The following is a 25710-nucleotide window of genomic DNA, read 5'->3' on the forward strand; positions in this document are numbered from 1 at the left end:
AGGTCAGGGTTTGCCGTGTTGGTGCCTGCCTCGTGTTCCCCACAAAGAAAGAAATGTACTACGGTCTTCTGGTGGTAAGGTCATCGCGATATCTAGTAATTTTTTTGTTGTCTCGCTGTGAATAGCAGATTGTTCAGCGCGAAATATTTCAAAAGCAGCTTCAAATTCACCGCGTTCGGTTTTCCCTTTCAAATTCGCTTTTAGCTTTTTATGGGATGTGCGGAGTTCTTTGAAAGTGGATTTGATCTCATCTTTATTCTCACGCCAGATTTTTTTGAAAAGATCGCGTTGTTCCGAAGAGAGCTCTCGCCATTGCTTCCTTTGATCGTGAGATTTGCCGTGTGTTACGCTTGGTCCATAAGTACGGGCGTGCCACATGTGTGATCCTATCAGGCCACCCATGAAAATATTTAAAGCCAATGAGATAGAAAAAAGAATGGTAAGAGCTTTTTTTGAAGGAACGGGCATTAGTCGATTTCTCCTTCAGGGAAATTGTTCGAAAAATTATCACCAAGTGAAAATTCGAGATAAGCGCTTTCGATCTCTGTTATCTCTTGCTGATAGAGAAAGTCTGGTGAGCTTGTGCCAAGTATGATGCCGAATACTCCCGCGGTCGTTAGGGCTGACAAAGGACGCCAAATGCTTTCATAAGGCCATAATTGGCTTAAAAGATTTGGAGCATCTTGTTTCCTTATTTCCTGGGTTTTCTGAGGAGCTTGCACCAGAATCGAGCTGATGAGGTGGGATGAATTTGGTTCGGCTGAACTGCAATCAAGCAACTGATCCAGTTCCAACGCTTGATCTCTCATGATTCTGGCTTCTTGGTATTGCTCAATAAGGTTCAAAGCCCAGCTGCGTTTTTCTTCTGGCCAGTGGTGGGTGTAGGCCCCATAGCAATCCAAAAGAAAGGTGAGTTTGTCCCTGTCTTCACCTGAGAGATTTGAATGTGACATCACAATGTTGCTCCCAATAAATCTGCACGGCTTTCTGAAAGGATCTTCTTGAGGCTTTTCCTGCCCCGTGCCAGCAGAGATTCAAGTGCATCAACGGATATATCCATAACGTGGGCCGCTTCTTTGTTCGACATATCTCTATGATGGACAAGGGTAATGGCTGTCCTTTGCCGTTCAGGCAAGTGAGATATGGCGGTTTCAATCTGCCGTGTTATGTCCTGTTGATGTAGCATATGATCCTGATTGTTTTGCGTACACGTTGTGTTTTCGTTTATTTCTACCTGATCGTTTACAGACAGCTTTTGTCGTTCTCTTCGGCGAATGGCATCAATAGCAAGATTGTGAGCCACTCTGTACAGCCATGTTGATATTTTTGCCTTAGCCTGCCAATCGTGACTTTGCTTCCATAGCCTGACGAAAGCCTCTTGGGCGATGTCTTCGGCTTCAGATTTGTTCGTTGTCATTCTCAAGGCCAACCCAACAAGTGGATTGAGATGGCGGTGCACAAGAAGACGACATGCATGTTCATCTCCCTGTGCAACACGGGCCATTAATTTTGCATCCTCTATTGGGGTTTGAGGCGTTGTCATTGACAGCCCGTTTTCTCTACAACTCAATCAAGCGATGATGGGGTAATTATCGTGCTATCCTTTATGCCATTTATTTTTGGGCATTTCATCCTGAGTAATAATTCCATCATTATTGCGATCAAGATGTTCTACCATCTTGTTTATTCTGCTGTTGAATTCTTCAGCTGTGATTCCACCAGAATTATCTGCATCCATTTTATCAAATTTTCTTTTTGTTCGTTCTGCAATGTGTTTGGTAATTGCTTCTTGCATCTCTGTCAGGCTGATAGAGCCATCATTGTTTAAGTCGGCTTGGCTGAACTTGGTCGCCTGGGCATTGGCAATTTCCTGCTGTGTAATTTGCCCGTCGCCGTTCGCATCGACTTCTTCAAAGTTCTTCTTCCATTTGCCTCCACCGGCAGCGAAGGCCGCGCCAGCCGTAAGGAAAGCGATTGAACCTGCAACGATAAGTGTTTTTTTACTGATCATGATTTTTCTCCAGCAATGATCGTTTCATGCTCTTTCAACGCTGGGGGAAATAAAAACCGTCGCTTGCCCGGAAAAAAATTATTCCAGCTCTATTTTTCCGTCAATTTTATGGTTCAATCCAAGATCCGGTGCATGTAATTGCACGGAGATGGTAAAGGATGATTTATTGTTCAGCTTATCATTCCCGATGCTATTGCGAATGGCGGCCTCTATTTCACGCTGTGATGTAATACCGACTTTTTTGAGAAATTTTCGGATACTCATGTTCAGGGCATCTTCATTCATTGTTCTTCTCCTGTAATTTAAATCAGCTTTAGCCGATGAAAGTGAGCGGATGAATTTTCAACTGTTGCTCTGCTTGTTATTTCATTATGACTCAGGGAGTTGAAATAATAATCATTTCAGGTTTTTATGATCTCGCATTGCGATATCAAGCGCAAGACGGGAGGTACTATGAACAAAGTTATGATCGTTACTGGTGGGAGCAGGGGAATTGGTGCGGCTATATCAAAAACAGCTGCGGCAGAGGGCTATGCTGTGGCGATTAATTACCATACCCGCGCTGATGACGCTGATAACATTGTTTGGGAAATAAATGAACAGGGGGGCATTGCGCAGGCAATAAAGGCGGATGTTTCTGATCCTGTACAAGTTAAAACACTTTTTGAGGAGGTGAAATCCAAACTCGGTGTACCTTCTGCTGTGATTAATAACGCTGGTACGACGGGTAGGATTTGTCGGATTGATGAAGTAGATGCCGAAACGATGAATCGCGTAATCGGTATTAATACGATGGGGGCGCTTTATTGTTCGCAAGAAGCCATAAAACTGATGTCTGCGAAGCATGGTGGAGATGGCGGATCAATTGTGACGGTCTCATCCATTGCTGCCCGCTTGGGATCGCCCGGGGAATATGTTTGGTATGCTGCTTCAAAGGCAGCCGTTGACGCGATGACTGTTGGCTTGGCGAAGGAAGTTGGTGGTGAAGATATCCGCGTGAACGCAGTATCTCCGGGTATTATTGATACGGAGATACACGCTTCTGGTGGAGAGCCGGGACGGATTGATAGAATTGCCCCAGCTATTCCAATGCAACGTGCAGGGATAGCACAGGAAATTGCCAATGCTGTTCTTTGGCTTTGTTCAGATCAAGCGTCTTACTGTAATGGAGCAATACTGGACTGTTCCGGTGGACGTTAAGGCACTTCATCTTGTTAACTTATATACAGGCTTGGGAATTTCTTTTCTATGAGTGAAGGACCGCTCTTTCTCTATCGTGACATGCGTAATGCAGGCGAACTGCGTCCCGATCAAACGCAGGAACTTGCAGCTGAAAAACTGCAAAGTCTTTATCTCGCATTGAAAAATTATCAACCTTCCACTGGTATGGGGGGGTGGAAAGAACGACTTGGTTTGGGGAGGCGGAAAGTAACACCACCGCAAGGCTTATATCTGTTTGGTGGTGTTGGTACTGGTAAGTCTACGATTATGGATATGTTTTTCTCTGTGGCTCCGACAGAGCCGAAGCGACGCGTACATTTCCATGCTTTCATGCAAGAGGTGCAGGAACGACTGCATAAATGGAGAGAGAAACATAAGGGCACACGGGCTGACCCCTTGCCGGATGTTGCTGCAGAGTTAGCTGAAGAAGCCTTGCTGCTTTGTTTTGATGAATTCCATGTGGTGAACATTGCTGATGCCATGATTTTGGCCCGTCTGTTTGAAGCCTTGTTCGAAAAGGGTGTTGTTGTCGTGGCTACATCAAACTGGCCACCAGATCGTTTGTACGAAAATGGCCTGCAGCGCGATAGTTTTTTACCCTTCATAGATCTTTTGAAAGAACGATTGGATGTGTTGCAGCTTGATTCTGGAATTGATTACCGTTTGGAACGGATGAAAAACCTTCCTGTCTACCACAGCCCGTTGAGCAATGAAGCTAATCTGGCATTGGAAGAAGCTTTTGCTCAATTGACCGAAGGTGCGAACGCCGAGGAAGAGATGCTTCATATTAAAGGACGTGAAGTTAAAATGGCTAGGACAGCTCGGAAAGTTGCGTTTGTGACGTTTGATGAGCTCTGCGCAACAGCTTTGGGGCCAGGTGATTATTTAACGATTGCCAAGAAATATCATACGTTGATTATGTCCGATATCCCTGTAATGGGACCTCAGAACAGGGATAAAGCCCGCCGCTTCATGTCTTTGATTGATGCATTGTATGAACATCGTTGCAATCTGGTTGCAGCTGCGGCGGCTGAACCGGAAAAGCTTTATCCTAGTGGAGATGGTGCTTTTGAGTTTGAACGCACTGTCAGCAGGCTTCAGGAAATGAGGTCACAGGAGTATATCGTTCAACCGCATGTTGATGTATAATTGGCTTACCAGAAAAGATATGACAGCCGATCTTTTAGGTAAAGCTTCCTTTAAATAGCTAAAAGCCTTAAACTGGTCAGGAATGAGTGAAAGCTCTGATGAGCTGTGAACTTGCGGACTTTTTTGGTGCTGACCTGAGTCAATGACACTTTAAACGCAAGTGACATAATCCCAATAGTGCTATCAAAATGAATAGAACTATCAGAAGGGAATCTATGAAAATGCCTGATCTGAATAAAGTTAAAGCCAACCTAAAAGCCCGAATGGTAGAATTGGGTGTTAGGGTGGACCAAATTGAACATGACCTTCGTGAACCCCATAGCCAGGATTGGGGTGAAAACGCGACAGAAAGCGAAGGAGATCAAGTGCTTGAGGGACTTGAAGAGGCGGGTTTGGATGAAATTAATCAGATTCGAGCTGCGCTGACGCGGATAAGAAATGATAGCTACGGTATTTGTTCCGATTGTGGTGAAGCTATCCCCGAAGGACGTTTGCTTGCCCTTCCTTATGCAACGACCTGTGTTAACTGTGCAGAATAGTTCGAATCAGATAAAGGTGATCGGATCTGCTCTTTTGATAGGGATCACCAAAAATTGAAGAGAAGGAGTCTGTGTGCAATGCAACAAAGTTCCTTGCTCCAAATGGGGATACGCGCTAGGACTCCCTGTGTATTTTGCAGGTTCTTTAATCTGCGACGCATTTGATCGAGGGCCCGATCGGGCCGAAGAAATCCTGATAAGGACAGAAATCATGGCACGTAAAAAGATCGCGCTTGTTGGTGCTGGTAATATTGGCGGCACCCTTGCTTTGTTGGCTGGAATGAAAGATTTGGGCGATGTTGTTCTATTCGACATTGCTGAAGGTATTCCTCAGGGTAAGGCGCTGGATCTTGCTCAGCTTTCTCCTGTAGAGGGTTTTGATGCTGATCTTAAAGGGGCAAACGACTACGCAGATATTGCTGGTTCTGATGTTGTTATCGTGACTGCTGGTGTGGCACGTAAGCCAGGTATGAGCCGTGATGACCTTCTGGGTATTAACATCAAAGTTATGCAGTCTGTTGGCGCAGGTATTAAACAGCATTGTCCAAATGCTTTTGTGATCTGCATCACCAATCCGCTGGATGCAATGGTTTGGGTTCTTCAGCAGGCATCGGGTCTTCCGGCAAATAAAGTTGTTGGTATGGCCGGGGTTCTCGATTCTGCCCGCTTCCGTCACTTCCTTGCTGATGAAATGAATGTGTCTGTCGAAGACGTGACTGCATTCGTTTTAGGGGGGCACGGCGACACGATGGTACCCATGGTACGTCATTCAACTGTTGCCGGTATTTCGCTTCCAGAGCTCATTAAAATGGGTTGGATGAGCCAGGAAAAACTGGATTCTATTGTTGAGCGCACAAAAAATGGTGGTGCCGAGATCGTTGGATTGCTGAAAACCGGTTCTGCTTTTTATGCACCAGCCGCTTCTGCGATTTTGATGGCAGAAAGTTATCTGAAAGATAAGCGCCGTGTTTTGCCATGCGCTGCATATCTTGAAGGTCAGTATGGCGTTGAGGGAATGTATGTTGGTGTGCCAGCAATTCTGGGCGCGAACGGTGTTGAAAAAGTTGTTGAAATTGACTTGGATGCTACAGAATCAGCGCTTCTCGCCAATTCTGTCGAGGCTGTAAAAGGCCTTGTTGAAGTTTGCAAGGATATTCAGTCAAAGGGCTAACTGGATACTGTGCGTTGCACAATTAGATCCCCTTACGATTGAGAAGATAAAAGGGCGTTGCTGACCACAGGTCGCAACGCCCTTCGGTCTTCCGACAATCCGCGTCATTTTATGTCAATTTTCCGACAAAAATTGCTGCGGTGCGGTTGCGCTCTGGGTCCGGGGTGTTAATCTATCGCTAAGTATCTGGCGTTATGCTCTTATCAAATTAGGTGTATATCGCGGGTACTAGGGTTTCCGGACTCGTTAACCATATTTAAAAAATAAAACCAATTGAGGCTTTGTGGCGTCCCATGAACATTCATGAATATCAAGCTAAAGAGCTGCTGAGAAAATACGGTGTAGCTGTTCCAAGAGGATCAGTCGCTTTCACACCGGAAGAGGCAGAAAATGCAGCCCGCGAACTGGGCGGCCCAATCTGGGTTGTAAAATCCCAAATCCACGCAGGTGGACGTGGAGCAGGCCGTTTCACCGACGACCCTGATGGCGATGGTGGAGTTCGTCTCTGCAAGACGCTTGATGATGTGAAAGAAAACGCGCGCAAGATGCTCGGTCATACCCTCGTGACAAAGCAGACTGGCGCTGTCGGTAAAGAAGTGAAACGCCTTTATATCGAAGAAGGTTGTGACATTAAACGTGAACTCTATCTCGGTATGCTGATTGACCGCGCGACCAGCCGCGTGACGATTATGGCGTCTACTGAAGGTGGAATGGAAATTGAGGAAGTGGCGGAAGCCACGCCTGAGAAAATTCTAAAAGTTGCGATTGATCCTGTGGAAGGCTTCATGCCTTACCATGGTCGTAACCTTGCTTTTGGCCTTGGACTTGAAGGCAAACAAGTCAGTTCTGCTGTGAAATTCATGGCAACAATGTACAAAGCCTTTATGGATCTTGATGCCAGCATTGTTGAGATCAACCCGCTGGTTGTTACTGGTGAAGGTGACATTATTGCCCTCGACGCGAAAATGAACTTCGATGATAACGCACTCTTCCGTCACAAAGATGTTGCAGGTATGCGCGATGAAGATGAAGAAGATGCAAAAGAACTTGAAGCAGCTCGCCATGAATTGAACTACATCTCACTGGACGGTGAAATTGGTTGCATGGTGAACGGCGCGGGTCTTGCAATGGCGACGATGGACATCATCAAACTATATGGTAGCGAGCCTGCCAACTTCCTTGATGTTGGCGGTGGCGCAACCAAAGAACGTGTGACCGTTGCTTTCAAAATCATCCTTTCTGATCCTAACGTTAAGGGTATTCTGGTAAACATCTTTGGCGGCATCATGCGGTGTGATGTGATTGCCGAGGGTGTTGTCGCTGCTGCCCGCGAAGTATCTCTCAGCGTTCCATTGGTTGTCCGTCTGGAAGGTACAAACGTCGATCTTGGTAAGAAAATTATGGCGGAATCCGGTCTCCCGATTATTTCTGGCGATGACTTGGCTGATGCTGCTGAAAAAGTGGTCAAAGCCGTGAAGGAGGCCGCGTAAAATGTCGGTACTTGTTAATAAAAATACTCGTGTTATTTGTCAGGGCTTCACAGGTGCACAGGGCACTTTCCACTCTGAACAGGCTGTTGCCTACGGTACACAGATGGTTGGTGGCGTGACACCGGGTAAAGGTGGTACAAGCCATCTTGATCTACCTGTTTTCAACACTGTTGCAGAAGCCGTTCACACAACAGAGGCAAATGCATCTGTTATTTATGTACCACCACCCTTTGCTGGCGATGCTATTCTTGAAGCTGTTGATGCAGGTGTTGAGCTGATCGTTTGTATTACTGAGGGCATTCCGGTTCTTGATATGGTACGTGTTAAACGTGCGCTTGCAGGATCCAAATCCCGTCTGATTGGTCCAAACTGTCCGGGTATCATTACCCCTGATGAATGTAAAATTGGTATTATGCCGGGGCACATTCACCAGCGTGGCAAGATTGGTATTGTTTCCCGTTCCGGTACATTGACTTATGAAGCTGTGGCGCAAACGACAGCTGCGAACCTTGGTCAATCAACCTGTATTGGTATCGGTGGTGACCCTGTCAACGGTACAAACTTTATCGACTGCCTGGAGCTTTTCCTGGAAGATGATGAAACGCAAGGCATTATCATGATTGGTGAGATTGGTGGTAGTGCCGAAGAAGAAGCCGCAGAATTTTTCGCTGCGTCTAAAGTGAAAAAGCCAATTGCTGGCTTTATCGCGGGTGTTACGGCACCTCCAGGTCGTCGTATGGGCCATGCCGGTGCGATTATCGCTGGTGGTAAAGGTGGCGCAGACGACAAGATTGAAGCCATGAAGTCAGCTGGCTTCCATGTTGCAGATTCTCCTGCTAGCCTCGGCAGTACTATGCTGAAAGCTATGCAAGGATAACAACCTAATATTGGAGGGAGCCGAACTGGTACCCTCCAGTTCGGCTACAGGTTATAGATGGCGAACACTACTGTTGGGCATGAGGCCCGCTATTTTGGCCCAAAAGCAGGCGAACTGGCTGATCTCTATGCTCAGTTCATAAGCCACCCTGATTCAGTTGATGCAGGGTGGCAATCTTTCTTCTCTAATCTGGAAGAAGATGCCAAAGATTTACTTGCCGGGATTCACGGTGTTAGCACCACCCCGGCAGCTCCGGTACAAGTGAGTAGCGTGCCGTTGAGCGATGAGGAAAATCGACGTGCAATCCTTGATTCAATCCGTGCTTTGATGCTGATACGGGCTTACCGGGTCCGTGGTCATCTCGAAGCCAACCTTGATCCTCTTGGATTGAAGCCGATTAATCCTCACCCTGAACTGGATCCGAAAGCCTATGGCTTTAGCGATGCAGATATGGACCATCCGATTTTTATCAACGGGGTTCTGGGGTTGGAGACGGCGACACTGCGTCAAATCGTAGAACGTGTTCGTAAGACCTATTGTGGTAAAGTTGGTGTCGAGTTTATGCACATTCAGGAACCAGAGCAAAAAGCCTGGATCCAGGAGCGTATTGAAGGCATCAATAACCGGACAGATTTCACGGCCAAAGGCAAGCAAGCTATTTTGGAACGCTTGACCGCAGCCGAGATTTTCGAACAATTTCTTGGCAAGAAATATACTGGAACAAAACGCTTTGGCCTTGATGGTGCCGAGACGATGGTGCCGGCGCTTGAGCAAATCCTTAAGCGAGGATCAGCCCTTGGATTAGAAGAAGTGGTTTTGGGTGTCGCGCATCGCGGACGTCTGAATATTCTTGCCAACCTGATGGGGAAACCTTTCCGGGCAATTTTCAGTGAATTTAAAGGTGGAGCAGCTAACCCGGAAGATGTTGGCGGTTCTGGTGATGTTAAGTATCATTTGGGAACATCATCTGACCGTGAATTCGATGGAAATTCGGTTCATCTGTCTCTCACAGCTAATCCCTCTCACCTTGAAGCTGTTGATCCCGTTGTTGTCGGTAAAGTCCGAGCCAAACAGGATCAGAAAAACGATACAGATCGCAGTAAGATCATGGGTATTCTTCTCCATGGAGATGCTGCTTTTGCTGGGCAGGGACTTGTTCCCGAAACGTTGGATCTGTCTGAACTTGATGGTTACACAACGGGTGGAACGATCCACTTTATCGTGAACAATCAGATCGGCTTTACGACTGATCCGGTGCATTCTCGTTCCGGTCCTTACTGTACAGATGTTGCCAAGATCATTCAGGCGCCAATTATCCACGTAAATGGGGATGATCCCGAGGCCGTTGTACACGTTGCACGTATTGCTATTGAATATCGTCAGACCTTTAAGTCGGACGTGGTAATCGACATGTTCTGTTATCGCCGCTTTGGTCACAACGAAGGTGATGAGCCGACTTTTACACAGCCACAGATGTACAAAAAAATCGCACAACAGCGTTCTGTTCGTGAATTGTATGCTGAACAGTTGTCGTCTGAAGGTACGGTTACCAAAAGCGAAGTTGATGCGATCAGTAAAACCTGGTGGGATAAACTGGAAGAAGAATTCCAGATTGCTGAAGGCTATAAGCCAAATAAAGCTGATTGGCTGGAAGGCAAATGGTCTCATATCGGAGCTGTCCGTGGATACGATGCGCGTCGCGGAAACACAGGGGTAGAACTCGATCTTCTCAAAGAGGTCGGTAATGTTCTCTGTAAAGTTCCTGGCGATTTTAACATCCATCGTAAGCTAACGCGTCAACTCAAAGCCAAACAGGCTATGATTGATAATGGTGAAGGGCTTGATTGGGCAACCGCTGAAGCTCTTGCTTATGGTACTTTGCTTGTCGAGGGACATCCGGTTCGCCTTTCGGGGCAGGACTGTAATCGAGGAACATTCTCGCAACGTCATGCCGCCTGGATCGACCAGCAAGATCAGTCTGAATACAAGCCGTTGAATAACGTTCGTTCCAGTCAGGCGCAGGCCGAGATCATTAACAGTCCGCTTAGTGAATTGGCAGTACTTGGTTTTGAGTATGGTTATTCGTTGGCCGAGCCAGATGCTCTGGTTCTGTGGGAGGCGCAGTTTGGCGATTTTGTGAACGGTGCGCAGATCATCATTGATCAGTTTATCGTATCAGGTGAGTCAAAATGGCTGAGAATGTCAGGCTTGGTGATGCTTCTACCTCATGGTTATGAAGGACAGGGGCCTGAGCATTCATCTGGTCGTGTCGAGCGTTTTCTCCAGTCTTGTGCGGAAGATAATATTCAGGTTGTTAACTGTACAACACCTGCAAACTATTTCCATGTTCTCAGGCGTCAGATCCACCGTGGTTTCCGAAAACCATTGATCATCATGACGCCAAAATCGCTTCTGCGTCACAAACGCTGTGTTTCCAATCTGGAAGACATGTTGCCGGATACATCGTTTCACCGGGTCTTGCCATGTAACGTCAAGGTGAACCCGCCGAGTAAGATCAAGCAGGTTATTCTTTGTACGGGTAAGGTTTATTATGACCTGCTGGATGAGCGTGAGAAGCGTGGCATCAACAATGTTCACCTGATCCGTCTTGAACAGCTTTATCCATTCCCGGCCGAAGCTCTGTCTCAGGCGCTTAAAGGATATGAGCATTGTGATCTGGTCTGGTGTCAGGAAGAACACCGGAATATGGGAGCCTGGACTTTTGTTTCAACTTTCATAGAGGAAGTTGCAGAAGAAATGGGCTTTGAAAATTATCGTCCTCGTTATGCCGGTCGTAAGACTGCGGCATCGCCTGCGACGGGATCTGCCAAAAAGCATGTGCTTCAGTTGGAGGCCCTGTTGGATGATGCCTTTACCTTGGGTAAAAAAGCTATGAGCCGTATCCAGACTCGTAAAGCTGAAGAGCTTGAAGCCAGAGATGCGGCTGCGACAAAAGTGGAAAAATTACGCCCGGTTGCGAAAGCCGGTGAATAAATAGAAAGGGTGACCTGTCCCGGGTCACCCTTTTTCTTAACGGATGATCTGATAAAGATATCAGTGAGTTCAAATAACGAACAGTATAATAAACATAATAGAGACAAAAAATGGCCACCGAAATAGTCGTTCCGGCACTAGGGGAATCTGTAACAGAAGCAACAGTTGCGAAATGGCTTAAGCAGCCAGGTGAAGCAGTTGCGATGGATGAAGCTATTGTGGAACTTGAGACAGACAAGGTCACGTTGGAAGTAAATGCGTCAGTTGCAGGTGTCCTCGAAGGGATTGTTGCCAATGAAGGTGATGATGTCGAAGTGGGCGCTTTGCTGGGATCAATTGCTGAAGGAGCCGCGGCTTCTTCTGCATCAGTAACTTCTTCTGCTCCTTTAGAAGAAGTTACTTCAAAAGAAGAGCCAGCTGTTGTTGAGGCAACGGGAGATCCCGTCGAAATTCCTGTCCCCGTTCTGGGTGAATCCGTGACTGAAGCAACCGTCGCACAGTGGATGAAGTCTGTTGGCGATGCTGTTGCACAGGATGAAGCGATTTGTGAGCTTGAAACAGACAAAGTGACACTGGAAGTGAATGCACCAGTCGCGGGTGTGTTGACATCAATTGCTGCTGAAGCTGATTCAGACGTTGGCGTTGGCGCCATTTTGGGAGTTATTACACCTGGATCCGGAGGTGTGGCAGCACCAGCGAAAGCTGCGGCAAGTTCGCCAACTCCGTCGCAGACGGTTCCACAGGCTGCTGTATCAGCCGCGGGTGATAATCTTGATCCGTCACAGATTTCCGGTAGCGGTGCTGGTGGAAAAGTGACAACAGCAGATCTGGTTGCTTTCCTTGAGGGTAATACCTCACCAGCTGCGATGACCTTACCGCCTGCAGTCGCAAAATTGATTTCGGAAAACAATCTTAATCCGCATCAAGTTAAAGGTACCGGTAAAGACGGTGCCTTAACAAAAGGTGATGTTCTCGAGCATCTGAAGAATCCACCTTCAGCGTCTGCGCCAATTATTCCCGTTGGGGCAGCGCCTGTACCAACAACGGCAAGTGTTCCGGCTTCCGTAACTCCAGAACGTGAAACACGCGAGAAGATGTCAAAGATGAGAAAGACAATTTCTCGTCGTTTGAAAGAAGCTCAGAACACCGCAGCGATGCTGACGACATTCAATGAAATTGACATGTTTGCTGTAATGGATGCGCGTAAGCAGTACAAAGAAGCTTTTGAGAAGAAGCATGGCGTTCGTCTTGGCTTTAACAGTTTCTTTGCCAAAGCAGTTGTTCAGGCATTGCAGGACGTTCCATCTGTGAATGCGCGTATTGACGGTGATGATATTGTTTACAACAACTTCTTTGATATCGGCATGGCTGTTTCAACGCCATCCGGATTGATGGTCCCTGTTATTCGGGATTGTGATAAGAAGAGCTTTGCAGAAATCGAGGGCAGCCTCGGCGATCTTGCTAAAAAAGGTCGTGATGGCAAACTCGGCATGGATGATATGACGGGTGGCAGCTTTACCATTACAAATGGTGGCGTTTTTGGCTCATTGCTTTCAACGCCAATTCTGAATATGCCGCAGGCCGCAATCCTTGGATTACACAAAATTGAAGAACGTCCGATCGCTGTGAATGGACAGGTAGTCGTTCGCCCGATGATGTATACGGCCCTGAGCTATGACCACCGTTTGATTGATGGACGTGAAGCCGTGACATTCCTTGTGCGGATCAAGGAATGTATGGAAGATCCCCAACGTCTTCTCTTGAGCATGTAAGCTCATTGCGAAACAGAGAAAAGGGAAGCTTCGGCTTCCCTTTTTTGTTTTGCCACTATCTGTGAATGGTTACTTGGTGCTGTCATGTTTTACGGATATGATACTCCAATGTTTGTAACGTCCATGTCTTGGGGCGTTTGAAAATGGGGGTTGGTATGAATGACGTTACACTGAACCTGGATAATCTTATCGACGGTAGTGGTTATGCCGATTTTGAACTTGATCTCACAGGGTTGGATCTCAGGCATGCACTAGAGTCCATTCGGCAGATGATTGAACGCCAACGCCGCCGAAGAAAGGTAAGGTCAGTATTGATTCGTCTTGACCCGCCTGTGCCCGGACAAGGTGAAACGCTCTTTCGTCCGGTCGGAAAACATCTGGTTGAACTTCTCAAGAAAGAAATGATTTCTCGGGTGAAGCCGTATGCGGACAAGGAGTGTTCGGGGTTTGTTATCCACTTACCGGCAGGCAAAGAAGAAGATGTCAATGATGATGACGTTGAAAGCTGATTTATAAATTCCAAAACATCGAAAATATCTCCCAATGAAAAACTCCTGATGCTTTCGTATCAGAGGTTAATTTATAAACTCATTAATGAGCTGGTGTAGGTTCATCAGACTGGATAATGAACTATTCCCCCGCACCGATCAGGTTTTATTTAGAAAACGTGGTCATGGCTTAAAGAAATTATTGCATCTAGGCTATATCGTTGGAGTTTCCTATGCTATCCAGATAAACGAAATCAAATCTTATAGCCGACTTGATGTAATCGTCTTGCTGACATCCTACAGGGTTGCATCTTACTGGACGGTATAGGGAAAGCACCTGGATACGGAAAGGATCCTTAGAAAAATGAGTGAAGCTCTTTACGACCTGGTCATTATTGGCGGTGGCCCGGGTGGATATGTTGCTGCAATTCGTGCTGCCCAACTCGGCCTTAAAACAGCCTGTGTTGAAGGTCGGGGCACATTGGGTGGAACCTGTCTGAATGTCGGGTGTATGCCTTCAAAAGCGCTTTTGAATTCTTCCGAGAAGTTTGTTGATGCGCAAAAGCACTTTGCCGAGCACGGTATTAAAGGATCTGTTGAACTGGATCTGGAAACAATGCTGGGGCGTAAGGACAAGGTCGTTGAGGATCTGACAAAAGGCGTTGAGTTTCTTTTGAAGAAAAACAAGGTCGATTACATCAAAGGTTGGGGATCTATTCCAAAAGTTGGTGAAGTTCTTGTCAAAGGTGATGACGGTGAACAGACACTCAAAACCAAAGATATTTTGATTGCGACAGGTTCTGAATCAACACCTTTACCGGGCATTGAAACGGATGAAGAGCAGATCGTTACTTCTACTGGTGCGCTTTCCCTGAAAAAAGTGCCTGAGCACATGGTTGTTATCGGTGCTGGTGTTATTGGTCTGGAACTGGGATCAGTCTGGTCACGCCTTGGGGCGCAGGTCACTGTTGTGGAGTTTCTTGACAAGATCCTTCCCGGTATTGACGAAGAAACAGGCAAGCTTGCCAAGCGTGTTTTGGGTAAGCAGGGCCTGAAATTCAAACTCGGCATGAAGGTTGCCGCAGCAGATAAAGTTGATGGCAAAGTCAAGTTGACAATGGAATCTGTGAAAAAGGGTAAAGTTGAAGAACTGGAAGTTGATACTGTTCTGGTTTCTATCGGACGCCGCGCCTATACATCCGGTCTTGGATTGGAAGAGCTGGGTGTTGCCATGGAACGTGGTGTGATTCAGGTCGATGGTAATTTCAAAACATCTGTAGACGGTATCTACGCCATTGGTGATTGTGTGCCGGGGCCGATGCTGGCGCACAAAGCCGAAGAAGACGGTGTTGCCTGTGTGGAAACGCTGGCAGGTCAAAAGGGCCATGTAAATTACGAATTGGTACCTGGTGTTGTTTATACACACCCGGAAATCGCCACCGTTGGTAAAAGCGAAGAGGTTCTCAAAGAAGCTGGTGTTGCCTATAACGTTGGTAAGTTCCCTTTCAGTGCCAACAGCCGTGCACGCGCCATGGGTGAATCAGACGGGCAGGTGAAAATTCTGTCTGATGCAACAAGCGATAAAGTTCTTGGTGTTCACATTATTGGTCCGGCAGCGGGCGAATTATTGTCCGAAGCTGTGGCTGTTATGGAATTTGGCGGTTCTGCTGAAGATATCGCCAGAACCTGTCATTCCCACCCAGGCCTGAGTGAAGCAGTTAAAGAAGCTGCATTGGCAGTAGATAAACGCGCAATTCATATGTAGGCGGCTATCTAACTTAAGAGTTTTCCGCTTTATGCGGTTAAAGGGCAGCTTTGAGCTGCCCTTTTTGATTTTAGGTTGTTCCATGGTTTTCTGAGGTGAGCTGAATTAAGTCTGGACAATTTGTGGACATCGCTGCTTATCATCAGTCGGTATATTTATGAGGCGGGAAGATGCTTGACGGAAGCACACCTAAAAAAGCGACAGTATTGATTGCAGTGATGTGTCTTTCCCAAGTATTGGGAATGCTTGATAATGCAACCTTCTCGGCCCTGATCACTTTTTTCCAGCAGAAATGGCAACTCAATAACACTGAAATTGGTTGGATAAGCGGTATATATTATGGAGGTTATGCTGCTGCAGTGCCTTTACTTGTTGCCTTTACCGACCGTGAAGATGCACGAAGGATCTACTTGTATTCTATGGCATTGGGAGGTCTGGCCGCTCTTGGTTTTGCATTCCTTGCTGGTGGCTTTTGGGGGGCAATGTTCTTTCGGCTTTTTGCCGGGATTAGCTTAGCCGGTACCTACATGGTTGGTCTTAAATTACTGACTGACCTTATTCATGGGAAAAAAGAGCAGAGCAGAGCAGTTGCGTACTATACCGCGCACTTTGCAATCGGAACTGGTGTCTCGGTTTTTGTTGCGGGCGAGGTCTGGCAACTTTTGGGGTGGCAGTGGTCTTTCATTGTTGCGGGCATCGGCAGCTTTTTTGCGTGGTTGGTTGTCCTACTTTTTGTTGCCAGAGGCATAAAGCCTGAACAGCATATTCCCTTTCGTGACGTTGTTAATTTCAAACCCGTTATCGCGAACCGACCAGCCCTTGGTTATATTCTCGCCTATGCGGCACATCTGTGGGAGCTTTTTTCTCTTCGGGCCTGGCTCGTGGCTTTTCTTGTGTTTTCTCTCTCTTTACAGCCAACAGGTAGCTTTGATTGGAGTCCGACGCAAATTGCTTCCTGGGTCTTCCTGCTTGGCTTGCCAGCCAGTGTCATTGGAAATGAGTTCTCGGTTCGTTTCGGGCGTCGAAAGTTATTAACAGTGGTGATGGGTGCATCAGCTTTTATAGGGTTTGTTATCGGGTTCTCGGCAAGCTTGCCCTTTGTTGTGGTTATCGTTGCCTTTACGATCTACGGCATATCAGCGACAGCAGATTCGTCATCCCTGACATCTGGCGTTGTTGCCAATTCTGATCCCAAGAGGAAGGGCGCGACAATGGCTTTGCAGTCCCTTGCGGGGTTCGCGGCGGGATCTCTGTCCCCGATAGTTTTCGGAACTGTCTTGGATTTATTCGGCGGATCAGAGGATACTTTGGCGTGGGCGGCAGCTTTCTCTACAATGGGCATAGGGGTGCTTCTTGGACCCTTAATTATCCATAAGTTTGGTCGTCCAAAGCCACTTTCTAAAGGACGCTTTTAGGGGTGTTTAATATCATCAAGCCACTTGTTACTATTAAAGCTTTCAGGAATATCTTGTTCTCCAGGGTCGTCAAAACCTAATGCTTCCAAGGTATCAAACCAAAGATCACGCTTAGAGTCCGGTAATTTTGTTCCGCACCAAGGGCAGAAGTCGATACTGATTGAGGAGGCTCCTCCGTCGTGAATGATAAGTCCATATTCCTCAAAGCGATCGCTATAACTGATGAGAACATCTGGGCACTCAAATGGATCGTTATGATCTTTACAGGTGAGTGATAGATATTGCGTCATGGCATCGCAGCAGTGCTTCTTCATTTGGTTATCTTCTCTGTTTTATTGCTTATTTTTGTTTTGGTTCATTTCTTTGCGCTGGGATGGGCTTTGTCGTACACCTTTAGCAATTCGTCGGCATCTACATCAGTATAACGCTGGGTTGTAGAGAGAGAATTGTGGCCTAATAATTCCTGAATTGCTCTGAGGTCCCCGCCATTGGAAAGGAGGTGGGTGGCAAAGCTATGACGAAGGGCATGGGGTGTTGCTGATTCTGGTAGGCCAAGGAGACCTCGCAGCTTTTGTGTTTGGAGTTGAATAATTCTTGGCGAAAGTCGTTTCCCTTTCACACCAAAGAAAAGAGGAGCGTTTTGGTCTTTCGCAAAAGGGCAGGAGGCTTGGTAGCTTTCTATGGCATCAATAATTATTGGTAACACCGGAACCAGGCGTTCTTTGTTTCTTTTTCCCTTAACACGCAGAAAGTCCTGGCCTTTGCGCGGAGCATCTTCCTGATTCAAATCCAGAGCTTCAGAGATGCGCAAACCGCAACCATAAAGAAGAAGAAGGACTGCTTGATCGCGGAGGCCAACCCAAGTGTCATCCTGTAGCTCAGAGCTTTGATCCATAACCTGTTGGGCTTCTTCTTTTGTGAGAGCTTTTGGGACGGTGTGAGGCTTTTTAGGTGTACGAAGGATATCAAGCGCATGATTGTTGATCAGCTGTTGCCTGTTCATCCATTTAAACAGGCCGCGGACAGCAGACAGTGCCCGAGCTGTGGAGATTTTGCTTAAGTTTTGCCCGCTCCGGGCGGCAAGCCAAGACCTGAAGTCATGAATTTCAAGTTGGTTAATTGATTTTAAGGTTAGGGTGTGACCGCCGTGCCCAGCAAGGAAATTTAGGAAAGACCGGATATCTTGTGCATAGGCTTCTATGGTTTTGTCTGAAGATCTTTTTTCATTGCGATGCCAACTGAGCCAGCCTTGAAAAGCATCTTGGATATCATCGTTCCAGGGAAGAACGGTAAGATCAATTTTCTGTGTCTTTGTTGGTGTTTTTTTTATGGTTCTTCCCTTTGTGGATGTTTTACTCGGGTAATTTCAACCAGGTTCTGATCGTGTTTTCAACAACAGAGCCAATGAAGCGAATTAATTCCGTGCCTTGACCAGGTTCAAATTGATCATCTCTTTGAGACCCGAATGCCAACATGGCAGGAGGAGTTGTTGATGAGATATGGAGCCTGATCAAAGCATCGGATTGGATAAGTGGTGCCATAGTTCCGTAGAGGCAGACGTCGCCCTGTATGTGACTACGAAGGACAGCGGGTTGTCCACTGCCAATCAATCCATCAACCATATCTGGGAGGAGGCAGGAAATGCCTTCTACCGGGGCCGCGACATCTGCATCCCCGGGCTGTTCAACGCCAATGGCAATGGCATCCATCCCCATGATGATGGGAAGTTCCGTGCTTATAATGTCGATAAGGTGTTCGAAGTTCTTTGCAGAAATCAGGGCTGTTACAGCCCGATGGGTTCTGTCTTGAGTTAGCTTGTTGTGATGGCTTCTTGATATGACGACGTCGCGCTCTCTTGTTACCTGAGAAAGTTGATTGCGCAACTTTTCGATCATGTGCTGTTGAAGATCGGCAAGACCGCGCCCTTCTGTTTTTCCGGGTATCTCAAGGCCGTCAATCACCTGGGGATGTTGCACCAGAAAATCCGCGTGCTGACGAAGATATTTTTCGACATGACGCGCAGTGATGAGAGGTTCTTTGATTTGATCTGTCTCTACATCCTGAGAAGGGCTGCTCATAATCTTGTCCTACACCAACTGCTAGAGAATTGATTGACCGGTTTTTTTCCAGTCAGCCATAAAGGCTTCCAGACCTTTGTCGGTTAATGGATGCTTGAACATTGCACGCAACACAGCCGGTGGAATCGTCGCTGTATCTGCACCCATCTTTGCGGCTTCAACCACATGGAGGGGGCTACGTGTAGAGGCAACGAGAACCTTTGTGCTGATATCCGGGTAGGCGCTGTAGATTTCAACGATGTCAGAAATCAGAGTCAAGCCATCTTGGGCCAAATCATCAAGGCGACCAATAAAAGGTGAAATATACGTCGCACCAGCTTTTGCTGCTAACAGAGCCTGCGCTGAGGAGAAGCAAAGTGTTACATTGGTATCAATGCCTTCATCTGAGAAAGTTTTACAGGCTTTCAGACCGTTGGGAGTAAGAGGAAGCTTGATAACAATGTTATCAGCGATGGCGGCAAGCTTGCGACCTTCGGAGATCATTCCATCATATTCGAGAGATGTGACTTCGGCGCTTACGGGACCCGGTACAACGTCGGCAATTTCTTTGATGACCTCAATAAACTGACGGCCGCTTTTGGCGATCAGGGACGGGTTTGTTGTTACACCGTCAACAAGGCCGGTTGCAGCAAGTTCGCGAATTTCGTCGATATCCGCAGTGTCGATAAAGAATTCCATCAATCAATCCTGTAATAGTATGTCGCGTTCTGATGTTTGCCCAAGAATGTATTCTCAAAGAATATATCTCCCAAGAATATATCCCAAGGTAACAGAACATGTTGTTTGCCCGTAAGATAGCGAGTTACTGCCCTAGGTCCAGAGTTCCTGTATATATAGATCATGAATTTGCGAAGGGAAAGTGAACGATAGAGTCTTTATATTGATGACTTGGGCACATCGTTTGTATTTTAGAAGGGGTTGATGGCTTTTCTTTCTTGTCATTGAAGCGTCTATCGGCAAAGGCTAGGGCGCAATTAATTTAAAGTAGGGGATAGCGATTCGTGCTGGACGGTGGTGAGGGACAAGCTTTGTTTGAAGAGATGAATAAGCAACCTCTTCGCTGTCGGGTACAGGTTATTCTGCCCATCGAAAAGCCTTATGATTACCTATTACCCTATGGTCCCGATGGAGTTCAGATAGATCTGGAGCCAGGGCAAGTTGTAATGGTCCCTGTCGGACGTCGGACCTTGCCGGGTGTTGTCTGGGATGGGTCTGCGGATGAGGATGTTCCTCTTAAAAAGCTGAAAGAGATCGTTGGTGTTTCCGAGGTGCCTCTGCTGCGAGAAGAACTGCGGAAATTTGTTGAATGGGTGGCTAACTATACTCTTTCTCCGCAAGGTTCGGTACTCAAGATGGCTTTGTCCGTCCCCCAGGCACTGGAAAGTCTGGTAGGGCAAAAGCTCTATCGTCTAGCGGGTGAGGCCTTAAATGGGGAAAATGATACGGACAAACCTCGACTGACAAGTGCTCGACAAAAAGTGATCGATGTCATTACAGACAGCGGTGGTTGGGCACTAGCTGATCTGGCGAGAGAGGCAGGTGTTTCCAGCTCTGTGGTTAAGGGACTGGAAAAGCTTGGAATGATTGAGAGTTATTTCGAGTCCCCAGATTTTTTCTTCCCGCGCCCGGCGGAGGAGACAGTAGGGCCTGAGTTATCGCCTGACCAAAAAGCGGCTGCGGATGATCTTGTTTCTAGGGTTCAGGGGCGAACTTTCTCAACAGTTGTTCTGGATGGTGTTACCGGTTCTGGTAAAACCGAAGTCTATTTTGAGGCTGTTGAAGCCGCGATGAAGGAAGGCCGACAGGCATTGGTGCTGTTGCCTGAAATTGCGCTTTCAAGCCAGTGGCTCGATAGATTCAAAAAACGATTCGGTGTTGCGCCCGCAGAATGGCATTCGGATTTAACGCCTACTTTGCGACGGAAAACCTGGCGGGCGGTTGCGGCAGGTAAGGCGCCTGTTGTTGTCGGTGCGCGTTCTGCTCTGATGCTGCCCTATAGTGACCTTGGTCTCATTATTGTAGATGAGGAACACGAAGGTTCTTTTAAGCAGGAAGACGGCGTTTATTACCACGCAAGGGATATGGCTGTGGTCAGGGCAAAGGGATGCCGTTGTCCAATTGTTCTGGCATCTGCGACCCCGGCGCTGGAGACGATGATCAATGTACAGAACGGGCGATACGAGCGTTTGATTCTTCCCGGACGACATGGTGAAGCAGGGATGCCAGATGTCGAGTTAATCGACCTTCGGTTTGATAAGCCGGAACGATTGCAATCTGGTCCCGGTTGGTTGTCGCAGGCACTTCGTGGTGCCATTCGTCAAACGCTTGAGGTTGGCGAACAGGCGATGCTCTTTCTGAATCGCAGGGGTTATGCGCCGCTTACACTTTGTCGAACCTGTGGTCATCGATTGCAGTGTCCACATTGTACGGCGTGGCTGGTTGAGCATAGGCGGTTCCGACGATTGCAATGTCACCATTGTGGATTTTCAGCTGCACTACCTGAAAATTGTCCTTCTTGTGAGGCAGAGGATTCTCTTGTTCCCTGTGGTCCGGGGGTTGAGAGAATTGTGGAGGAAGCAAAGCTGCTTTTCCCTGAAGCCAATGTCGCCCTTATGGCCAGTGATACGATGACATCTCCGGCCGCCACTAAAGAAGTGGTCGACAGGATACAGAATCGAGAGGTTAATCTTCTGGTTGGTACGCAAGTCGTCGCAAAGGGGTATCATTTCCCTTATCTAACGCTTGTTGGTGTCGTTGATGCTGATCTTGGGTTGTTTGGTGGTGATCTGAGGGCTGCGGAGCGAACTTTCCAGCTGTTGCATCAGGTGGCTGGGCGTGCCGGGCGTGCAGAACACAAAGGGCGAGTGTTGTTGCAAACATCTGATCCCAAGCATCCTGTGATGCAGACTCTCAAAGAAGGGGACCGTGACAAGTTTCTGGAAATTGAAGCGGAAACAAGAGCTCGCGGTCATTTGCCTCCCTTTGGACGTTTGGCAGCAGTTATCGTGTCTGGCCCGGATGAAAGTGGGCTGGATAATTTCTGTGCCAGCCTTGCCAAGTCGATTCCTCAGATTGACGGTGCGCAAATTCTTGGACCTGCACCTGCACCACTCGCCTTGTTGCGTGGGAAGTTCAGGCGGCGTTTTCTGATTATGAGTAAACGGTCTGTTGCGCCGCAAGGAATAGCGCGAAGTTGGCTTTCCCGGTTTAAAACTCCATCGCGAATCAAGGTTGTCGTTGATGTTGATCCATACTCTTTTCTTTAACTTCCGACATGGAGATCGGCATTCTTCCCACCTTATATATTAATATAATATGTTGTTTACGGAGATGGTGCGCTCTGGATGTCGTAATTGGCCTCGTGAAGTAGCGGAGATCTGGCAGTAAAAGTTTTTTTTGGAAATTTGAGATAAAAAAAGAGGGTGTCCTGCAGGCATATTTTCAAGGATAAACAGGGGCTTCACTAGGGTTGCAGGGGACTCATTTTGCCGCAGTTGCGAAAAAGTCTGTCATAAAAGGAAGAATCTTTCACCTGACTCGCTTGAAACCCTGTTATGTCTGTGATACCAAACCCGCGCCTGATGATTAGTACACCTTGTACTTTTCTTATCGATTGAATTTCGGCTTCACTGAAATGCGACCTGTTCAGGCAGGGTCAATTTCTGGCTTATCTTGGGGGCAACCAGCTTGGCAGGCGAAAACTCTAGCTTGAATGGCTTGGCAGGGCGCTACGCATTAGCGCTACTGGAAATTGCCGAGGAAAAATCTGCACTTGATGCAGTGGCTGAAGATTTGACAGGTCTGAAACAAATTGTTTCTGACAGTTCCGAACTTCAGGATTTGCTCAGCTCTCCGCTTTACACTCGCGATCAGCAGGTAAAAGCGATTTCCGCGATTCTAGACAAAGCAAGCGTCAATGACGTGACGCGCAACTTTGTACTTGTTGTTGCAGAAAATCGTCGTCTTGCTGTTCTGGCTGACATGGCTGATGCCTACTTGGCAGAATTGGCACGTCGCCGCGGTGAAGTACGGGCAAAAGTAACAGCAGCACATGAATTGACAAAGACACAGCAGAAAGCGATCGCAGATGCGTTAAAAGCTTCTACTGGTGGATCTGTCGAAGTTGACGTAACTGTCGATGAATCTCTAATCGGGGGCATGATCGTGCAGGTTGGTAGCCGCATGGTTGATAGCTCCTTGCGTACAAAACTTCAGAGACTTGAACTGGTGATGAAAGGGGTTGGGTAATGGATATCCGCGCCGCTGAAATCTCTACCATTCTCAAAAATCAGATTGAAAACTTTGGTGCTGATGCCGATGTGGCAGAAGTAGGCCAGGTTCTATCTGTGGGTGATGGTGTGGCTCGCATCTATGGTCTGGACAATGTTCAGGCTGGCGAGATGGTGGAATTTGCTAACGGTATTCGGGGTATGGCCCTTAACCTTGAAGTCGACAACGTAGGTGTCGTGCTTTTCGGTGATGACCGTGGTGTTAAAGAAGGTGATACGGTCAAGCGTACCGGTTCTATCGTTGACGTACCAACAGGCAAAGGCCTGCTCGGTCGCGTTGTTGATGGTCTTGGTAATCCGATTGACGGTAAAGGTCCTCTAAAAGACGTAGAACGTACTCGTGTGGAAGTTAAGGCCCCTGGCATTATCCCGCGTAAGTCTGTTCACGAACCAATGCAGACTGGTCTTAAGTCAATTGACAGTCTTATTCCAATTGGTCGTGGCCAGCGTGAGCTTGTCATTGGTGACCGTCAGACTGGTAAGACTGCGATTGCTTTGGATACAATTCTAAACCAGAAAGCAACAAACGACGCAGCAGCAAGCGAAAGCGAAAAGCTGTTCTGTATCTACGTTGCTGTTGGTCAGAAGCGTTCTACTGTTGCGAAACTGGTTAAGACACTTGAAGACAACGGCGCTATGGAATACTCCATCGTTGTTGCCGCGACTGCTTCTGACCCGGCTCCACTTCAGTTCCTGGCTCCATATACTGGCGCTGCTATGGGTGAGTACTTCCGTGATAACGCAATGCACGCTGTGATCGTTTATGACGATCTTTCCAAGCAGGCTGTTGCTTATCGTCAGATGTCTCTACTACTTCGTCGTCCTCCTGGACGTGAAGCTTACCCTGGTGACGTTTTCTATCTCCACTCCCGTCTTCTCGAGCGCTCTTGTAAGCTGAACGACGAACACGGTGCTGGTTCTTTGACTGCTCTGCCAGTTATTGAAACACAGGGTGGTGACGTTTCTGCCTTTATTCCGACCAACGTGATTTCTATTACTGACGGTCAGATCTTCTTGGAAACAAACCTCTTCAACAAAGGTATCCGTCCGGCTGTTAACGTTGGTCTGTCGGTTTCCCGTGTTGGTTCTTCTGCGCAGATTAAAGCCATGAAGCAGGTTGCTGGTACCATTAAGTTGGAACTTGCCCAGTACCGTGAAATGGAAGCGTTTGCTCAGTTCGCATCTGACCTTGATGCGGCAACTCAGCGTCTGCTGGCTCGTGGTTCTCGTCTTGTAGAACTTCTGAAACAGCCACAGTACAAACCGCTAACTGTTGAAGAACAGGTTGTTGTTATCTTCTCAGGCGTGAAGGGCTACCTTGATGCGATTGACGTGAAAGACGTTGGTCACTTCGAAGAAAAACTTCTGTCTGAAGTTCGTGGCAATGGCCAGGATATTCTGGAAGCTATCCGTACAGAGAAAGCTCTGTCTGCCGACACTGAAGGCAAACTGAAAGCATTCTTGGATAACTTCGCCAAGACCTTTGTATAAGGTTTTGGTCTGCAGAATTTAATGGCTGTGGGAAACGAGTAACGACATGCCAAACTTGAACGACCTTAAACTTAGGATCGCCAGCGTTAAGTCAACGCAGAAGATCACATCAGCCATGAAAATGGTTGCTGCGGCTAAGCTACGTCGTGCACAGGAACAAGCTGAAGCATCCCGTCCATACGCTGAGCGTATGGAACGGATGCTCGGTTCTCTTGCTGCATCGGCTGGTAAACAGCCGGGTGCTTCTCCGCTGCTCGCTGGGACTGGTAAAGATGACGTTCATCTGCTGATCGTGGCTGCGGCTGATCGTGGACTTTGTGGTGGCTTCAACTCTAACATTGTTAGAGAAGCCCGCACCAAAGCGAACGGACTGCTGAAAGCTGGCAAAACGGTTAAAATCTTCTGTGTGGGTAGAAAATCCCGCGACCAACTACGTCGCGATTTTGAAGCCAACATGGTTGGTACAATCGAAGATATTGCCAAGCCTAGCCTTGGTTTTGACAAAGCTGCAACGGTTGCTGACCGTGTGCTGGCGATGTTTAAAGCTGGTGAGTTTGACGTTTGCACGATCTTCTACGCGAAGTTCCAATCTGCAATCGCTCAAATTCCTACTGCTCAGCAGTTGATCCCGTTTGAAGCTGAAGGCGATGCTGACGCATCAACCCTCGCTGACGGTGGTGTATATGATTACGAGCCTTCTGATGAAAAAATTCTGAGCGATCTGTTGCCTCGCAACATTGCTGTTCAGATTTTCAAAGCAATGCTCGAAAATAACGCCAGTGAGCACGGGGCGCGTATGTCCGCGATGGATAATGCGACACGTAACGCCGGTGAAATGATTGATAAACTGTCTATTCAGTACAACAGAACTAGACAGGCGATCATTACAAACGAATTGATTGAAATTATCTCCGCCAAGGAAGCTCTCTGATCATAGAGAACTTTGGCAAGCGCATTGGC

Annotated in this window: 24 protein-coding genes; 15 read left to right on the forward strand and 9 right to left on the reverse strand. The window is 47.4% G+C overall.

Annotated elements, in window-relative coordinates:
• Positions 1-3: 3 nt before the first annotated feature.
• From D9A03_RS02925 to D9A03_RS02945, 5 genes are all read right to left on the reverse strand, one after another.
• The gene (locus D9A03_RS02925; protein ID WP_120495753.1) at positions 4-468 is read right to left on the reverse strand and encodes a periplasmic heavy metal sensor; all 465 of its coding nucleotides are present in this window, start codon (positions 466-468) and stop codon (positions 4-6) included.
• The gene (locus D9A03_RS02930; protein WP_120495754.1) at positions 468-953 is read right to left on the reverse strand and encodes a hypothetical protein; all 486 of its coding nucleotides are present in this window, start codon (positions 951-953) and stop codon (positions 468-470) included. The genes D9A03_RS02925 and D9A03_RS02930 overlap by 1 nt, the downstream gene beginning before the upstream one ends.
• Positions 953-1543 carry a sigma-70 family RNA polymerase sigma factor gene (locus tag D9A03_RS02935; protein ID WP_120495755.1) on the reverse strand — a complete coding sequence of 197 codons (591 nt, stop codon included), beginning with the start codon at positions 1541-1543 and terminating at the stop codon, positions 953-955. The genes D9A03_RS02930 and D9A03_RS02935 overlap by 1 nt, the downstream gene beginning before the upstream one ends.
• A gap of 54 nt (positions 1544-1597) precedes the next feature.
• The gene (locus tag D9A03_RS02940; protein WP_120495756.1) at positions 1598-2011 is read right to left on the reverse strand and encodes an EF-hand domain-containing protein; all 414 of its coding nucleotides are present in this window, start codon (positions 2009-2011) and stop codon (positions 1598-1600) included.
• Positions 2012-2089: 78 nt separating this feature from the next.
• The gene (locus tag D9A03_RS02945; protein WP_120495757.1) at positions 2090-2296 is read right to left on the reverse strand and encodes a DUF6494 family protein; all 207 of its coding nucleotides are present in this window, start codon (positions 2294-2296) and stop codon (positions 2090-2092) included.
• 168 nt (positions 2297-2464) lie between these two features.
• On the opposite strand from D9A03_RS02945, the gene D9A03_RS02950 reads away from it, so the two are divergent.
• The 11 genes from D9A03_RS02950 to D9A03_RS03000 all read left to right on the forward strand — a co-directional run bounded on the left by D9A03_RS02950 (position 2465) and on the right by D9A03_RS03000 (position 16892).
• Positions 2465-3211 carry an SDR family oxidoreductase gene (locus D9A03_RS02950; RefSeq protein ID WP_120495758.1) on the forward strand — a complete coding sequence of 249 codons (747 nt, stop codon included), beginning with the start codon at positions 2465-2467 and terminating at the stop codon, positions 3209-3211.
• A gap of 48 nt (positions 3212-3259) precedes the next feature.
• Positions 3260-4381 (forward strand): cell division protein ZapE, encoded by a 1122-nt coding sequence (gene zapE / locus D9A03_RS02955; RefSeq protein ID WP_120495759.1) that lies wholly within the window; start codon positions 3260-3262, stop codon positions 4379-4381.
• A 221-nt stretch (positions 4382-4602) separates the two neighbouring features.
• On the forward strand, positions 4603-4920 hold the full coding sequence (locus D9A03_RS02960) for a TraR/DksA family transcriptional regulator (RefSeq protein ID WP_120495818.1): 318 nt from the start codon (positions 4603-4605) through the stop codon (positions 4918-4920).
• 211 nt (positions 4921-5131) lie between these two features.
• Positions 5132-6091 (forward strand): malate dehydrogenase, encoded by a 960-nt coding sequence (gene mdh / locus D9A03_RS02965; RefSeq protein ID WP_120495819.1) that lies wholly within the window; start codon positions 5132-5134, stop codon positions 6089-6091.
• Between the two features lie 293 nt (positions 6092-6384).
• Entirely contained in the window at positions 6385-7581 is a 1197-nt protein-coding gene (gene sucC, locus D9A03_RS02970) for an ADP-forming succinate--CoA ligase subunit beta (protein ID WP_120495760.1), read from the forward strand.
• 1 nt (position 7582) lies between these two features.
• A complete protein-coding gene (gene sucD / locus D9A03_RS02975; protein WP_120495761.1) occupies positions 7583-8458 on the forward strand; it encodes a succinate--CoA ligase subunit alpha in 876 nt (291 codons plus the stop codon).
• 57 nt (positions 8459-8515) lie between these two features.
• Positions 8516-11452 carry a 2-oxoglutarate dehydrogenase E1 component gene (locus D9A03_RS02980; RefSeq protein WP_120495762.1) on the forward strand — a complete coding sequence of 979 codons (2937 nt, stop codon included), beginning with the start codon at positions 8516-8518 and terminating at the stop codon, positions 11450-11452.
• 110 nt (positions 11453-11562) lie between these two features.
• Positions 11563-13224 (forward strand): 2-oxoglutarate dehydrogenase complex dihydrolipoyllysine-residue succinyltransferase, encoded by a 1662-nt coding sequence (odhB, locus tag D9A03_RS02985; protein WP_120495763.1) that lies wholly within the window; start codon positions 11563-11565, stop codon positions 13222-13224.
• A gap of 155 nt (positions 13225-13379) precedes the next feature.
• Positions 13380-13733 carry a hypothetical protein gene (locus D9A03_RS02990; protein WP_162937952.1) on the forward strand — a complete coding sequence of 118 codons (354 nt, stop codon included), beginning with the start codon at positions 13380-13382 and terminating at the stop codon, positions 13731-13733.
• A 343-nt stretch (positions 13734-14076) separates the two neighbouring features.
• Entirely contained in the window at positions 14077-15477 is a 1401-nt protein-coding gene (gene lpdA / locus D9A03_RS02995) for a dihydrolipoyl dehydrogenase (RefSeq protein WP_120495765.1), read from the forward strand.
• A gap of 170 nt (positions 15478-15647) precedes the next feature.
• Positions 15648-16892, forward strand: a complete 1245-nt coding sequence (locus tag D9A03_RS03000; protein ID WP_120495766.1) for an MFS transporter — start codon at positions 15648-15650, stop codon at positions 16890-16892.
• Here the strand turns inward: D9A03_RS03000 and D9A03_RS03005 are convergent.
• From D9A03_RS03005 to fsa, 4 genes are read right to left on the reverse strand one after another with little or no spacing between them, the layout of a single operon-like run.
• A complete protein-coding gene (locus tag D9A03_RS03005; protein WP_120495767.1) occupies positions 16889-17206 on the reverse strand; it encodes a hypothetical protein in 318 nt (105 codons plus the stop codon). The two genes, D9A03_RS03000 and D9A03_RS03005, sit on opposite strands and share 4 nt — an antisense overlap.
• A 41-nt stretch (positions 17207-17247) precedes the next feature.
• Positions 17248-18222 carry a tyrosine recombinase XerC gene (locus tag D9A03_RS03010; RefSeq protein ID WP_120495768.1) on the reverse strand — a complete coding sequence of 325 codons (975 nt, stop codon included), beginning with the start codon at positions 18220-18222 and terminating at the stop codon, positions 17248-17250.
• 22 nt (positions 18223-18244) lie between these two features.
• A complete protein-coding gene (locus tag D9A03_RS03015) occupies positions 18245-18970 on the reverse strand; it encodes a DUF484 family protein (protein WP_120495769.1) in 726 nt (241 codons plus the stop codon).
• Between the two features lie 21 nt (positions 18971-18991).
• Positions 18992-19648, reverse strand: coding sequence for a fructose-6-phosphate aldolase (gene fsa, locus D9A03_RS03020; RefSeq protein WP_120495770.1), 657 nt, complete (start codon positions 19646-19648; stop codon positions 18992-18994).
• A 362-nt stretch (positions 19649-20010) separates the two neighbouring features.
• Here fsa and D9A03_RS03025 point away from each other — a divergent pair, with 362 nt between their 5' ends.
• The 4 genes from D9A03_RS03025 (at position 20011) to D9A03_RS03040 (ending at position 25681) form a co-directional block, all read left to right on the forward strand.
• Positions 20011-22236 (forward strand): primosomal protein N', encoded by a 2226-nt coding sequence (locus tag D9A03_RS03025; protein ID WP_120495820.1) that lies wholly within the window; start codon positions 20011-20013, stop codon positions 22234-22236.
• Positions 22237-22657: 421 nt separating this feature from the next.
• Positions 22658-23218, forward strand: coding sequence for a F0F1 ATP synthase subunit delta (locus D9A03_RS03030; protein ID WP_120495821.1), 561 nt, complete (start codon positions 22658-22660; stop codon positions 23216-23218).
• On the forward strand, positions 23218-24750 hold the full coding sequence (gene atpA, locus D9A03_RS03035; protein WP_120495771.1) for a F0F1 ATP synthase subunit alpha: 1533 nt from the start codon (positions 23218-23220) through the stop codon (positions 24748-24750). Before D9A03_RS03030 ends, atpA begins: the two co-directional genes overlap by 1 nt.
• Positions 24751-24796: 46 nt before the next feature.
• A complete protein-coding gene (locus tag D9A03_RS03040; protein ID WP_120495772.1) occupies positions 24797-25681 on the forward strand; it encodes a F0F1 ATP synthase subunit gamma in 885 nt (294 codons plus the stop codon).
• The last annotated feature ends 29 nt before the right edge of the window (positions 25682-25710 follow it).

Origin of the sequence: Kiloniella sp. EL199 (assembly GCF_900313065.1) — a bacterium.
Taxonomy (GTDB): Bacteria; Pseudomonadota; Alphaproteobacteria; order Kiloniellales; family Kiloniellaceae; genus Kiloniella.

Bases quoted from the DNA above. Each gene is read 5' to 3' on its own strand.
- lpdA (WP_120495765.1), top strand. From the start codon at position 14,077: ATGAGTGAAGCTCTTTACGACCTGGTCATTATTGGCGGTGGCCCGGGT.
- D9A03_RS03005 (WP_120495767.1), bottom strand. From the start codon at position 17,206: ATGAAGAAGCACTGCTGCGATGCCATGACGCAATATCTATCACTCACC.
- mdh (WP_120495819.1), top strand. From the start codon at position 5,132: ATGGCACGTAAAAAGATCGCGCTTGTTGGTGCTGGTAATATTGGCGGC.
- D9A03_RS02950 (WP_120495758.1), top strand. From the start codon at position 2,465: ATGAACAAAGTTATGATCGTTACTGGTGGGAGCAGGGGAATTGGTGCG.
- D9A03_RS02935 (WP_120495755.1), bottom strand. From the start codon at position 1,543: ATGACAACGCCTCAAACCCCAATAGAGGATGCAAAATTAATGGCCCGT.
- zapE (WP_120495759.1), top strand. From the start codon at position 3,260: ATGAGTGAAGGACCGCTCTTTCTCTATCGTGACATGCGTAATGCAGGC.
- D9A03_RS02945 (WP_120495757.1), bottom strand. From the start codon at position 2,296: ATGAATGAAGATGCCCTGAACATGAGTATCCGAAAATTTCTCAAAAAA.
- D9A03_RS02980 (WP_120495762.1), top strand. From the start codon at position 8,516: ATGGCGAACACTACTGTTGGGCATGAGGCCCGCTATTTTGGCCCAAAA.
- D9A03_RS02940 (WP_120495756.1), bottom strand. From the start codon at position 2,011: ATGATCAGTAAAAAAACACTTATCGTTGCAGGTTCAATCGCTTTCCTT.
- D9A03_RS02925 (WP_120495753.1), bottom strand. From the start codon at position 468: ATGCCCGTTCCTTCAAAAAAAGCTCTTACCATTCTTTTTTCTATCTCA.
- sucC (WP_120495760.1), top strand. From the start codon at position 6,385: ATGAACATTCATGAATATCAAGCTAAAGAGCTGCTGAGAAAATACGGT.
- D9A03_RS03015 (WP_120495769.1), bottom strand. From the start codon at position 18,970: ATGAGCAGCCCTTCTCAGGATGTAGAGACAGATCAAATCAAAGAACCT.
- D9A03_RS03040 (WP_120495772.1), top strand. From the start codon at position 24,797: ATGCCAAACTTGAACGACCTTAAACTTAGGATCGCCAGCGTTAAGTCA.
- D9A03_RS02960 (WP_120495818.1), top strand. From the start codon at position 4,603: ATGCCTGATCTGAATAAAGTTAAAGCCAACCTAAAAGCCCGAATGGTA.
- fsa (WP_120495770.1), bottom strand. From the start codon at position 19,648: ATGGAATTCTTTATCGACACTGCGGATATCGACGAAATTCGCGAACTT.
- D9A03_RS03000 (WP_120495766.1), top strand. From the start codon at position 15,648: ATGCTTGACGGAAGCACACCTAAAAAAGCGACAGTATTGATTGCAGTG.
- atpA (WP_120495771.1), top strand. From the start codon at position 23,218: ATGGATATCCGCGCCGCTGAAATCTCTACCATTCTCAAAAATCAGATT.
- odhB (WP_120495763.1), top strand. From the start codon at position 11,563: ATGGCCACCGAAATAGTCGTTCCGGCACTAGGGGAATCTGTAACAGAA.
- D9A03_RS02930 (WP_120495754.1), bottom strand. From the start codon at position 953: ATGTCACATTCAAATCTCTCAGGTGAAGACAGGGACAAACTCACCTTT.
- D9A03_RS02990 (WP_162937952.1), top strand. From the start codon at position 13,380: ATGAATGACGTTACACTGAACCTGGATAATCTTATCGACGGTAGTGGT.
- D9A03_RS03025 (WP_120495820.1), top strand. From the start codon at position 20,011: ATGAATAAGCAACCTCTTCGCTGTCGGGTACAGGTTATTCTGCCCATC.
- sucD (WP_120495761.1), top strand. From the start codon at position 7,583: ATGTCGGTACTTGTTAATAAAAATACTCGTGTTATTTGTCAGGGCTTC.